Source organism: Streptomyces sp. NPDC048514 (assembly GCF_043199955.1).
Classification (GTDB): Bacteria; Actinomycetota; Actinomycetes; order Streptomycetales; family Streptomycetaceae; genus Streptomyces.
The window spans coordinates 464,927-477,250 of record NZ_JBICWT010000006.1; the positions used below are offsets into that span (position 1 = coordinate 464,927).

Genomic DNA, 12,324 nt, shown 5'->3' on the forward strand with positions numbered 1-12,324 from the left:
GAGCGGGTGACGGTCACGGCCGAGGGCACGGCCGTCGGGTACCAGTGGAGGCCCCCGACCCCCCCCCACGACCGGGAGGCAGCCCCATGCCCCTACGCCCCGCCCTCACCGCGATCGCCGCCGTCGCCTCCGCCCTGCTCTGCGCCGCCACCGCGACTCCGGCCGCCGCCGCGACCGCTCCGGCCGCCGCCGGTGCCACCGCCCCCCCTCCAGCCCCCGCGGAGCCCTCCGAGACCGTCACCGTCGACCCCGTCGGCCGGATCGCGCCCGACGGCACGGTCACCCTGTCGGGCAGCTACCGCTGCACCCCGGGTACCGGCCCGGTGTTCGTCAGTTCCTCGGTCAGCCAGAGCGATCCCCACGTCAGGTACGGCATCGGCGGCAGCGGTGCCCGGTGTGACGGCGCCGAGCACCGCTGGCTGAACTCCGGCACGGCCTCCGGCGACTCGCTCGCGGTGGGCAAGGCGCACGTCTGGGCCACGCTCATGGAGCTGCGCCCCACGGGCCTGGTGCCGCTGCCGGCCTTCCACGCCGTCACGGACCAGGACGTCTCACTCGCCAAGGCGTGAGCGGGAGCGCCGGGCCCCGCCTGGACGTCTCGCTCGCCCTGGGGTGAGCGGCAGCGCGCGGCCCGCCCGGACGGCACGCCCGCCCGGGACCGAGCGGGAGCGCGCGGCCCCCGGACGGCACGCCCGCCCGGGACCGAGCGGGAGCGCACGGAGTCGTACACCTCGCCCCGGCCGTCGCCCGGTTCAGCCGAGGCCGAGGCCCTCCCGGTCCGGCGGAGCGCTCCTCCGCCGGACCACGGTCGGGGGCAGGCGCAGGTCCGGCCGGTGCAGCGCGGCCACGAACTTGTAGCGGGAGCCGCGGTACACCGAGCGCACCCACTCGACCGGGGTGCCCCCCGCGTCCCGCGAGTGCCGGGACAGCAGCAGCATCGGCAGACCCACGTCGGTGCCGAGCAGCTGTGCCTCGCGCGGAGTGGACAGCGAGGTCTCGATGGTCTCGTCGGCCTCGGCGAGATGGACGCCGTACACCTCGGCGAGCGTGGTGTAGAGCGACGGGCGGCCGGCCAGGGACCGGCGCAGGCCGGGGAAGCGCCGCACGGACAGGTGGGTCGTCTCGATCGCCATCGGGTCGCCGCTGGCGAGCCGCAGCCGCTCGATGCGCAGCACCCGTTCGCCGATGCCGACGCCGAGCAGGCCCGACAGCTTCTCGTCCGCCGGGATCTCGCCGATGTCCAGGGTCTGCGAGGCGGGCGTGAGCCCCTGTGCGCGCATGTCCTCGGTGTGCGAGGTGAGCTGGAGCGTGCGGTACAGCTTGGGCTGGGCGACGAAGGTGCCCTTGCCCTGGATCCGGTCGAGGCGGCCCTCGCCCACGAGTTCCTGCAGTGCCTGCCGGACGGTGGTCCGGGAGGTGTCGAACCGGACGGCGAGCAGACGCTCCGCGGGCATGGCCGAACCCGGTTCGAGCGCCTCGGCCATGGCGAGGAGCCGTTGCTTGATCCGGTAGTACTTCGGCACGCGCGCGGTGCGGCCGGGCGCCCCCCTGTATGGCTGGGCGCTGCTGACGTCGGTGGTCATGCCTGCCTTCCCGGCTGTGTCGGTGGGCTCCCGTTATAGCGACCAACTGCCCTATGGTCTAGTCCAACTGAACGCTCCGGGAGAAGCCGGGCGAAGAGGGCGGCCAAAGGGGCGAACGCGCTCCGATGACGTTCTCGTAACGGCAGTCACCGGCTTCCTGAACCACCCTTGACACCCCGAAAGGTCTAGGCCAAGCTCCACGGTACTGGTCTACACCATTAGTGGCCAGGCCCGAGCCCTACGTGCAACAGCGTCGTACGCAGGTCACCGCCGAGGGCGTGGGGGGTTAGTGGCATCCCTGAGGAGGGTGGCGTGAAGCGCAAGCTTGCTGCCGCGATCGTGATCGCGGGCATGATGGTCTCCGTCTCGGCGTGTGGCGGCGACGACGGCAAGGACAGCGGTAAGGACGCGGGTCCGGAGAGCTGGAAGGGCCAGACGCTGACGGTCTGGACGATGGACGGTTCCGCGCCACCGCAGTGGACCAAGGACGTCCAGGCGGCCTTCGAGAAGAAGACCGGCGCCAAGGTCAAGTTCGAGATCCAGAAGTGGGACGGGATCCAGCAGAAGATCACCACCGCCCTCTCCGAGTCCAACCCGCCGGACGTCCTCGAGGTCGGCAACACCCAGACCCCGGCCTACGCGGCCACCGGCGGCCTCGCCGAACTGGGCGACCTCAAGCAGCAGATCGGCGCCGACTGGACGCCGTCGGTCTCGCAGTCCTCCGTCTACGACGGCAAGCAGTACGCCGCCCCGTGGTACTTCGCCAACCGTGTCGTCGTCTACAACAAGGCGATCTGGGCCAAGGCCGGCATCAAGGACACCCCCAAGACCCGGGACGAGTTCTTCAAGGACCTGGAGACCATCGGCAAGAAGACCGACGCCGAGCCGCTCTACCTGCCCGGCCAGAACTGGTACTTCTTCGACGGCCTGACCATCGGCCAGGGTGCCGACCTGGTGAAGAAGGACGGCGGCAAGTACGTCTCCAACCTCGCCGACCCGAAGGTCTCCCAGGCGATGGAGATCTACAAGAAGTACGCCTCCTACTCCAAGGCCCCCAAGGACAAGGACGAGGCCACCCCGCAGCAGGCGACCGTCTTCGCCAAGGGCAAGACCGGTGCCTTCATCGGCATGGGCTGGGAGGCCGGCACCGCGGTCCAGACGAACAAGGCCATCGAGAAGGACCTCGGCTACTTCACCATCCCCGGCGAGACGGCCGGCAAGCCCGAGGGCGTCTTCCTCGGCGGCTCCAACCTCGCCGTGGCCCAGAACGGCAAGAAGCAGTCCCTGGCCAAGGAGTTCCTGAAGATCGCCCTGTCCGACGAGTTCGAGGGCCAGCTGGCCAAGACCAACGGCGTCATCCCGAACAAGACGTCCCTGGAGACCAACCTCAAGGGCAACGGCGCCGCCGAGGCCGCCGCTCCGGGTGCCGCGGCCGGTGGCACCACTCCGCTGATCCCCGAGTGGGCCGCGGTGGAGAACACCCCGAACCCGATCAAGTCCTACATGACCGCGGTGCTGAACGGTAAGTCCCCGGCGGACGCCGCCAAGCAGGTCGAGGGCGAGATCAACAAGCGCCTGGCCCAGCAGAACTGATGACCGCGCCGGGGGTGCCGCACGGGCGCCCCCGGCAGTCATGTGCCGTGCGTACGGCCACGGACGCCGTAGGCACGGCCGAGGAAGTCGTTCGTACGGCCACGGAAGAGATGACAACTCATGTCAGTGCAGACCGAAGGCACGGACACGGCCGGGGAGCCCGCTGTCCACAAGGCCCGGGTGCCGGCGCCGCCGCGAGGTGAGGACCGCACCTCCCGGGGACCTTCCCGCCGGGGCGCCGCCGCCCCCTACCTGCTCCTGCTGCCCGCTCTGCTGGCCACACTGGTCCTGCTCGGCTGGCCCCTGGTCAAGAACGGCATGCTGTCGTTCCAGAACCTCAACCCGCGGCAGCTCATCCAGCACCTCACCGAGTGGAACGGCGTCGACAACTACCGGGACGTCCTGGGGGAGTCGGAGTTCTGGCACGTCGTCGAGCGCTCGGTCTTCTTCACCGCCGCCAACGTCGTCCTGATCATGCTGATCGGCACCCTGGTCGGACTGCTGCTGGCCCGGCTCGGCAGGAAGATGCGGCTGCTGCTCCTGCTGGGCCTGGTCCTCGCCTGGGCCATGCCCATCGTCGCGGCCACCACCGTGTACCAGTGGCTGTTCGCCCAGCGCTTCGGCGTCGTCAACTGGGTCCTGGACAAGCTCGGCTGGCACTCCATGGCCGACCACAACTGGCTGGAGACCCAGTTCTCCACCTTCGCCGTGGTCACCCTGCTGATCGTCTGGCAGTCGATCCCGTTCGTGGCGATCAACCTCTACGCGGCCACCACCACCATCCCCAGAGAGCTGTACGAGGCCGCGGCCCTGGACGGCGCCGACGCGTGGAAGAGCTTCACCTCGGTGACCCTGCCCTTCCTGCGGCCGTTCCTGTACGCGACGACCTTCCTCGAGGTCATCTGGGTCTTCAAGTCGTTCACGCAGATCTTCGCGCTCAACGAGGGCGGCCCCGACCACCTCACCGAGACCCTGCCGATCTACGCCTACGTCGAGGGCGTCGGCAACCAGCACTTCGGGGTCGGCGCGGCGATCTCCTTCCTGACCATCGCGGTCCTGCTGGTCATCACCTCGTACTACCTGCGCATGGTGCTCAAGCAAGAGGAGGACGAGCTGTGAAGCGCTCGGTTCTCGGCCGTATCTGGCCCAACGCGACCGCCGTCGTCCTCTTCGTCGGCTTCGTGTTCCCCGTCTACTGGATGTTCGCCACGGCCTTCAAACCGGCCGGCGACATCATCGCCGACGACCCGGTGTGGTTCCCGACCGACGTCACCTTCGAGCACTTCAGGAAGGCGGTCGCCGCCGACCACTTCTGGACGCTGGTCCTCAACTCGGTCACCGTCACGGTGCTGTCGGTGGTGTTCTCGCTCGTCATCGCCCTGTTCGCCGCCTTCGCCCTCACGCGAATGCGCTTCAAGGGCCGACGCGGGCTCATCGTGACCTTCATGCTGGCGCAGATGGCCCCCTGGGAGGTCATGATCATCGCCATCTACATGATCGTCCGGGACAACGACATGCTCGACAGCCTCGTCCCGCTCACCGTCTTCTACACGATGATGGTGCTCCCCCTGACCATCCTGACGCTGCGCGGCTATGTCGCCGCCGTGCCCAAGGAGCTGGAGGAGTCGGCCATGGTCGACGGCTGCAACCGCTTCCAGGCCTTCGTCAAGGTGATCTTCCCGCTGCTGGCGCCGGGGCTGATGGCGACCTCGCTGTTCGGCTTCATCACCGCCTGGAACGAGTTCCCGCTGGTCCTGATCCTCAACAAGGCCAACGACAAGCAGACCCTGCCGCTGTGGCTGTCGCAGTTCCGCACCGCCTTCGGCGACGACTGGGGCGCCACGATGGCCGCCTCGTCGCTGTTCGCGCTGCCCATCCTGATCCTCTTCATCTTCCTGCAACGCAAGGCTGTCAGCGGTCTGACCGACGGCGCCGTGAAGGGATGACGCCCCCGATGACCACACTCGCCACCGGCCCGGACACCCTCACCCGGGACGCCCTCGCGGTGCTGCAGCCCGGGTTCGACGGCACCACCGCGCCCGACTGGGTGCGCCGCCGCCTCGGTGAAGGCCTCGCCTCCGTCGCCCTGTTCGGCCGCAACGTCGTCAGCGAGGGGCAAGTCACCGCCCTGACCGCCCAGTTGCGTGCCGAACGCGACGACCTGCTGGTCGCCATCGACGAGGAGAGCGGCGACGTCACCCGCCTCGACGTGCGCACCGGCTCCTCCTTCCCCGGCAACCACGCCCTCGGCGCCGTCGACGACCCCGAACTCACCCGGGCCGTCTCCCGCGAGCTGGGCCGCCGGCTGGCCGCCTGCGGCGTCAACTTCGACTGGGCGCCCTCCGCCGACGTCAACGCCAACCCCGACAACCCCGTCATCGGCGTCCGTTCCTTCGGCGCCGGCACCGGCCTGGTGGCCCGGCACACCGCCGCGTGGGTCGAGGGCCTGCAGTCCACCGGCGTCGCCGCCTGCACCAAGCACTTCCCCGGCCACGGCGACACCAACGTCGACTCCCACCACGCCGTACCCCGCATCGACGTCGACGCCGACACCCTCTACGAGCGGGAACTGCCGCCCTTCCGCGCGGCCATCACCGCCGGCACCCGGGCCGTGATGAGCGCGCACATCCTCGTGCCCGCCCTCGACCCGGACCGCCCCGGCACCCTCTCCCGGCGCATCCTCACCGACCTGCTGCGCGGCGAACTCGGCTACCAGGGCCTGATCGTCACCGACGGCATGGAGATGCGCGCGATATCCGGCACCTACGGCCTGGAGCACGGTGTGGTCCTCGCCATCGCGGCCGGCGCCGACGCCATCTGCGTGGGCGGCGGGCTGTGCGACGAGGGCACCGTGCTCGGGCTGCGTGACGCCCTGGTGGCCGCCGTACGCTCCGGCGAACTGCCCGAGGAGCGGCTGGCCGACGCCGCCGCCCGGGTGCGCCGGCTGGCCCGCTGGACGGCCGAGGCACGCGGCGCCGCCGGGAAGACCGAGCCCGACCCGGACATCGGCCTGGTCGCGGCCCGCCGCGCTCTGACCGTGACCCGCACCGGCGCCGCCGCACCGCTCACCGAGCCGGTGTACGCGGCCCAGTTCAACCCGGCCCCCAACATCGCCGTCGGCGACCAGACCCCCTGGGGCGTGGCCGCCGAGCTGGAGCGGCTGCTGCCCGGCAGCGCGTCCGGCTCCTTCACCGGCGCCGACGCGGCCACCGCCGTGCTCGCCGCGGCCGCCGGCCGCCGGATCGTCGCCGTGGTCCGCGACGAACACCGGCACCACTGGATGGGCTCCGCCCTCGACACCCTGCTCGCCGCCCGGCCCGACACCGTCGTGGTCGAGATGGGCCTGCCCCAGGCGCCGCCGCGCGGCGCCCTGCACATCGCCACCTACGGCGCCGCGCGCGTCTGTGGCGTGGCGGCGGCCGAGGCCGTCGTCGCCGGCTGACCCGCCGGCCCACCGGCCGCCCGCACCTCCCCGCGGGCGGCCCACCTCTTCCCCTCTCCCGGCGAATCCGGTGGCTCCTCGCGCCCTGGCGCTTGCCACCGGCACATGTCTCACGCCCGACCCGTTGTGCTTGCCCTCCCGTCACCCCGGAGCGATCGCATGCAGACGTCCGCCCCCTACCTCCACCGAGCGGCGACCGGCCGCCCCTACTTCAGCGCCGACGGCGAGACCTACCTCGCCCAGACGCCCCTGCGCCACCTCGACAGGACACAACCCCTCAGGGTGCTGTCCGAGGAGGATCACGCCTTCTGGCAGACCTACGGCTATGTCGTCGTACGGGAGGCCATCACCCCAGGCGAGGCCAAGGGCCTGCTCGACTTCGCCTGGCAGTTCCAGGGCCTCGACCCCGACCGTCCCGAGACCTGGTACACGGAACCGGAGTTCCGCTCCGAACTCGACCAGCACCTCTACATCTACGGCTTCGTCGAGGCGTACCACCACCAGCTGCTCTGGGACAGCCGCCAGAACCCGCGGGTCCACGGCGCCTTCGCCGACGTCTGGGACTGCCCGGAACTGTGGGTCACCCTGGACCGGCTCAACCTCAACCCGCCCAACGTGCGCACCCGTTCCCGCTCCCTGATCGAGCCCACCGACGAGGGCTTCGACATCGAACTGCACTGGGACGTCGACACCACCCTCGCCGTGCTCCCGCAGCGGGTCCAGGGCATCATCGCCCTCACCGACACCCGGCCCGAACTCGGCGGCTTCCAGTGCGCCCCGGAACTCTTCCGCCGCTTCGAGGAGTGGCGCCTCGCCCAGCCACCCGGCCGGGACCCGATCCGCCCGGACATCGACCGCACCGAATTCCCCGTGGTCCGCCCCGACCTCCAGGCCGGCGACCTGCTGATCTTCAACGGCCTGCTGGCGCACGGCGTGGCCCCGAACCTCTCTGACAACGCTGTCCGGGCGGTCCAGTACGTGTCGATGATGCCCGCGCTGGAGGAGCACACCGCCCTGCGCGACTCCCGCGTGCACTCCTGGCGCACCCTCGCCACCCCCGACTGGAACGGCACCCTGCTCGGCGACGCCCGCGAACCGGAGGCCCTGCGCTACGGCCCCGCCACGCTCGACCCGCTCGGCCGCAGACTGCTCGGCCTGGACTCCTGGACCACGGACGGGACGGCACGGTGAACCAGCCCCGCACCGCACCCCGCATCTGCCTCACCCTGCCCACCAACCGGGCCTGCTCCGCCACCCTCCCCGCGATCCACGAGGAGGCCGCCTACGCCGCCCGCCGCTTCGCCGCCGACGTCCGGCTGCTGGTCCTCGACTCCTCCGGCCACCCCACCCGCGCCGAGCACGCACGGGTCGTCGCCGGCCTGCCGGCCGTCCCCGGGGTGAGCGTCCACCACCTCGGCGAGGAACCACAGCGGGACTTCCTGCGCCGGGTCGTCCGGGCCACGGGCCTGCCCGACCCCGACCGGCTGCTGCGCCTGATGCTGCCGGCCGCCGTCTCCTACGGCGCCTGCACCAACCGCGCCTTCCTGCTTGCCGCCGCCCTCGGCTGCCGGTCCGTGCACCGCAGGGACTCGGACAGCACCTACCAACTCCACGCCGGCCGACCGGTGTTCCCCGTCCACCACGAACTGCCCTGGCTGGGCCGGCCCGCCGGCGAGGCGGCGGCCGGCGTCACCCGCACCGACCTCGACGCCACCCTCGCCGACCGCCCCGTGTCACTCGCCGGTGCCTCCTTCATCGGTGAACTCTCCGTCGACATCGGCGAGATACGGCGCCTGGACGAGGGCGTCCACCACGACGTGGTCAGTCTCTGGGCACCGCCCGGCTGGCCGGAGGAGCGCAAACGGGAACTGGTCGAGGAGTCCTTCACGGGCGCGGGCACCACCCCCTTCACCGGCGACCACTCGGCCCTCACCCTCGTCGACCCGATGCGCGTCGACATGTGCAACATCGCCTTCGACCGGGAGGTGTACGAGCGGATCCCGCTGCCACCCGCCACCGACACCATCGGCAGCGACTACTTCCTCCTGCACCTCGTGCACGACGCGCGGCTGCCCGGCATCCTGCACAACCGGCACATCGAGAACTTCCACACCCCCGAACGCCGTTCCGACACCGGCTTCCCCGCCTACCAGCGGCGCTTCGTGAAGTTCCTGCTGTCGATGCTCTACTTCCACCACGTCTACGACCGGATGGCGGCCGAGGGCGACCGGCTGCTGGACGGGACACTGCGCGTCCGCCCCGAGGCGGTCACCGCCCTGCTGCGCGAGAGCACCGGTCTGGACCGCGCCGAGAACGTGTGGCGGCTGGACCGCGTCGACACCGCCTACCGCAAACTGGGCGGCCGCTACGCCGCCTTCGCCGACCGGCTGGCCGCCGAACGCGACCGGCTGCTGGACGAGGCGGAGTCGGACATCGCGGACTTCGCCCACCTCGTCGAGGCCTGGCCCGCGCTCGTGCGCGCCGCCCGCACCACCGCCCTCGGCCCCGGGGACGGACCGGCGTGAAGAACGGCACACCACCCGGCCCGGGGCTCAGCGCGGCCCTCGCCGCGGCACTGGACGCCTCGGCGGAGGACCGGGTCGTCTACGACCTCACCGGCATCGAGAACCAGTACGACACCCTGGTGCGCGAACTGCCCGGCCTCCGGGTCCGCTTCGCCCTGAAGGCCTGCCCCGTCGACGAGGTGCTGCGCTGCCTCGCGGACCGGGGCGCGGGCTTCGACGCGGCGAGCCCCGCCGAGGTGGCCCAGGCCCTGCGCGCGGGCGCCCCGGCGGACCGGATCCACTACGGCAACACCGTCAAGTCCGACCGGGACATAGCCGAGGCCCACCGGCTCGGCATCCGCACCTTCGCCACCGACAGCGTCGAGGACGTCACCGCCATCGCCGCACACGCCCCCGGCGCCCGGGTGTTCTGCCGCCTCGCCACCAGCGGAGAGGGCGCCCTGTGGGGCCTGAACCGCAAGTTCGGCTGCGCACCGGACGACGCGGTCCGCGTGCTGGCCACGGCACGCGCGGCCGGCCTGACGCCGGCCGGGCTGTCCGTCCACGTCGGCTCGCAGCAGATGACCGGCGAGGCCTGGCAACAGGCCCTGGACACCCTCGCCGGGACCCTGACCGCGCTGGCCGGGCGGGGGATCACACCCGACCACGTCAACCTCGGCGGCGGCCTGCCCGCGCTCGGCTACCGGGACCGGCACGGCCACCTCCTCGAACCGCCCCTGGACAAGATCTTCACCGTGCTCCGCGAGGGCGTCGAGCACCTGCGCGGTGTCACCCCCGCACCCCTCGCCCTCGTCATGGAGCCGGGCCGCCACCTGGTCGCCGACCACGGTGCCGTCCGCGCCCACGTCTCCCGGCTCACCCGGCGCCGGCGGCCGGACGGCACGGACGACCACTGGCTCTACCTGAGCTGCGGAAAGTACAACGGCCTCTACGAGATGGACCAGCTGACGCACCGGCTGGTCTTCCCCGCCCGGCCCGAAGCGGCAGAACACGTCCGCGCGATCGTCGCGGGCCCCACCTGCGACAGCGACGACGCCTACGGCGGCGGCAGGCACCCGGTGCCGGTGCCCGTGCCCGCCACCTCCGGCGACCCGGTCTGGATCCTCTCCGCCGGCGCCTACGCCACCAGCTACATGACCCGGGGGTTCAACGGCATCCACCCGCTGCCCTGCGTCTGCGTACGCGGCACCGGCGGGCCCGCGACCCCCGAAGAACGGCACTGAAAGGGCACACCTCATGCGCGTACGGGGCATCGCCGAGGCCGACTGGCCACGGCTGGCCGCACTGGAGGCCGAGGCGTACACGGACCTCTCCCTCACCGAGGGCGAGGAACTGCTGCGCTCGCGGGCCCGGGTCTCGGCCGGCACCTGCTTCGTCCTCGACCTCGACGGCCGGCTCGCGGGCTATGTCCTCGCCCTGCCCTACCCGAGGCTGAGCTGTCCCGACCTCGCCCGCCCGGAACGGGCCGTCCACCACTCGGCCAACCTCCATCTGCACGACCTCGTCGTCAGCCCGCCCCTGCGGCGGCGCGGCCTGGGCACCCGGCTGGTGCGCCATCTGACCGACACCGCCCGCGCCCGCGGCTTCGAGACCATGTCGCTGGTCGCGGTCACCGGCAAGGAACCCTTCTGGCAGGCCAACGGCTACCGGGCACACCGCGAGACCGCCCTCCCGCCGGAGTACGGCGCCGACGCCGTCTACATGTCGACCGAGGTGGCCGCCGCCACCCGCCCCCACGACGGACGGAGAGCGATCTGATGCCCGGCCCCGCCACCCCCTCCTTCCAGCGTGCCAAGTGGTCGATCGCGGCTCTGTTCTGCTTCCTCGGCTTCCAGTACGGCACCTGGGTCTCCCGGCTCCCCGCCCTCAAGTCCCGTCTGGACCTGGGTGCCGGGGAGGTTGGCCTGCTGCTGATGGCCTGCGGGGCCGGCGCAGCGGCGTCCTTCCCCCTGGTCGCCGTCCTGACGCGGCGCATCGGCTCCCGCCGGCTGTCCCTGCTGTCCGCCCTCGGGCTGGCCGGCGTACTGGCCGCCCTGTCCGTCGTACCGGACTACCCGCTCGCCCTCCTCGCAGTCTGCGCCGACGGGATCGCCGTCGGCTGCCTCAACGTCGCCATGAACGCGCAGGGCGCAGCGCTGGAGAAGGCGTACGACCGCACCGCCATGTCCCAGCTGCACGCCACCTTCAGCGCCGGTCTGCTCGCCGCCGCCCTGCTGACCTCCGGCGTGACCACCGTGACCGGCTCCGTCCCGGCCCACTTCACGGTGGCCGGGGCCCTGCTGCTGCTCCTGCTGCTCTGCTCCCGCACGGGCCTGCTGGCCGGCACGGACGCGGCGCCCTCCGCCCCGGACGCCCCGAAGCGGCGCGGACGCCTGACCCTGCCCACCGGTGCCACCCTGCTGATGGGCTGCGCCATGGCCTTCGGCACGATCACCGAGGGCGCCATGAACGACTGGTCCACGCTCTACATGAAGGACGTCGTCGAGGCGTCCGCCACGGTGGCCCCGCTGGGCATCGCCGTCGTCTCCGTGATGATGCTGCTGGCCCGGGTGTGCGCGGACCGCTGGCGCACCCGCTGGGGCGACGGACGCGTGGTTTTGGCGGGCAGCGCCGTGGCCGCGGCCGGCCTGGCCCTCGCGCTGCTCGCCGGCGGGGTGGTCCCCACGCTCCTCGGCTTCGCCTGCGTCGGCCTCGGCGCGGCCGCCGTCACGCCCTGCGTGTACGTCGCGGCCGCCGGAGCCGGCTCGGACGCGCTGGCCCTGGTCGCCGCCATGGGCACCACGGGACTCCTGGGCGGCCCCGCCCTGATCGGTTTCGTGGCGGGCGCGGCGAACCTGACCCTGGGCATGGCCACGGTGGCCGCCTCGGCCCTGGTCGTCACGCTGACGACCCGCTGGATCCCGTGGCCGGCCCGCACCCCGGTGCCGGCGGACTGACCGTCACGGAGCCGGACGGCCGGCGGCTTCGCAACGTGTTCGCCGTGGGGCAGGGGCCACGAGTGCCTGGTGGCCTGCCGTGCGGTTGCCGGTGCCCCTCGGTCAACTGCCCCTCGTCGCCGGCCGGGCGACGGGCGGCTCAGCGGCGGTTCAGTCCTTGATCTCGCAGATCGCGGCGCCGGAGGTGATGGAGGCGCCGATGTCGGCGGTCAGGCCCTTGATGGTGCCGGCCTTGTGCGCGTTGA

The 12,324-nt window shown here is 72.1% G+C and carries 11 protein-coding genes; 10 read left to right on the plus strand and 1 reads right to left on the minus strand.

The window, feature by feature from the left end:
- Positions 1–86: 86 nt before the first annotated feature.
- Positions 87–569, plus strand: a complete 483-nt coding sequence (locus ACGFT2_RS16475; protein ID WP_393278381.1) for a DUF6299 family protein — start codon at positions 87–89, stop codon at positions 567–569.
- A 183-nt stretch (positions 570–752) separates the two neighbouring features.
- Here ACGFT2_RS16475 and ACGFT2_RS16480 read toward each other — a convergent pair whose 3' ends face one another.
- A complete protein-coding gene (locus ACGFT2_RS16480) occupies positions 753–1,583 on the minus strand; it encodes a GntR family transcriptional regulator (RefSeq protein WP_393278383.1) in 831 nt (276 codons plus the stop codon).
- 312 nt (positions 1,584–1,895) lie between these two features.
- Here ACGFT2_RS16480 and ACGFT2_RS16485 point away from each other — a divergent pair, with 312 nt between their 5' ends.
- From ACGFT2_RS16485 to ACGFT2_RS16525, 9 genes are all read left to right on the plus strand, one after another.
- Entirely contained in the window at positions 1,896–3,176 is a 1,281-nt protein-coding gene (locus tag ACGFT2_RS16485) for an extracellular solute-binding protein (protein ID WP_393278385.1), read from the plus strand.
- Positions 3,177–3,296: 120 nt separating this feature from the next.
- Positions 3,297–4,295, plus strand: a complete 999-nt coding sequence (locus ACGFT2_RS16490) for a carbohydrate ABC transporter permease (protein WP_393278387.1) — start codon at positions 3,297–3,299, stop codon at positions 4,293–4,295.
- On the plus strand, positions 4,292–5,122 hold the full coding sequence (locus ACGFT2_RS16495) for a carbohydrate ABC transporter permease (RefSeq protein WP_393278389.1): 831 nt from the start codon (positions 4,292–4,294) through the stop codon (positions 5,120–5,122). The genes ACGFT2_RS16490 and ACGFT2_RS16495 overlap by 4 nt, the downstream gene beginning before the upstream one ends.
- A gap of 8 nt (positions 5,123–5,130) precedes the next feature.
- Positions 5,131–6,618 (plus strand): glycoside hydrolase family 3 protein, encoded by a 1,488-nt coding sequence (locus ACGFT2_RS16500; protein WP_393278391.1) that lies wholly within the window; start codon positions 5,131–5,133, stop codon positions 6,616–6,618.
- Positions 6,619–6,777: 159 nt separating this feature from the next.
- Positions 6,778–7,809, plus strand: a complete 1,032-nt coding sequence (locus tag ACGFT2_RS16505; protein WP_393278393.1) for a phytanoyl-CoA dioxygenase family protein — start codon at positions 6,778–6,780, stop codon at positions 7,807–7,809.
- On the plus strand, positions 7,806–9,143 hold the full coding sequence (locus ACGFT2_RS16510) for a DUF6271 family protein (RefSeq protein WP_393278395.1): 1,338 nt from the start codon (positions 7,806–7,808) through the stop codon (positions 9,141–9,143). Before ACGFT2_RS16505 ends, ACGFT2_RS16510 begins: the two co-directional genes overlap by 4 nt.
- Positions 9,140–10,366, plus strand: coding sequence for a type III PLP-dependent enzyme (locus tag ACGFT2_RS16515; RefSeq protein ID WP_393278397.1), 1,227 nt, complete (start codon positions 9,140–9,142; stop codon positions 10,364–10,366). The genes ACGFT2_RS16510 and ACGFT2_RS16515 overlap by 4 nt, the downstream gene beginning before the upstream one ends.
- 13 nt (positions 10,367–10,379) lie before the next feature.
- Entirely contained in the window at positions 10,380–10,901 is a 522-nt protein-coding gene (locus tag ACGFT2_RS16520; protein WP_393278399.1) for a GNAT family N-acetyltransferase, read from the plus strand.
- The gene (locus ACGFT2_RS16525) at positions 10,901–12,079 is read left to right on the plus strand and encodes an MFS transporter (RefSeq protein WP_393278401.1); all 1,179 of its coding nucleotides are present in this window, start codon (positions 10,901–10,903) and stop codon (positions 12,077–12,079) included. The genes ACGFT2_RS16520 and ACGFT2_RS16525 overlap by 1 nt, the downstream gene beginning before the upstream one ends.
- The last annotated feature ends 245 nt before the right edge of the window (positions 12,080–12,324 follow it).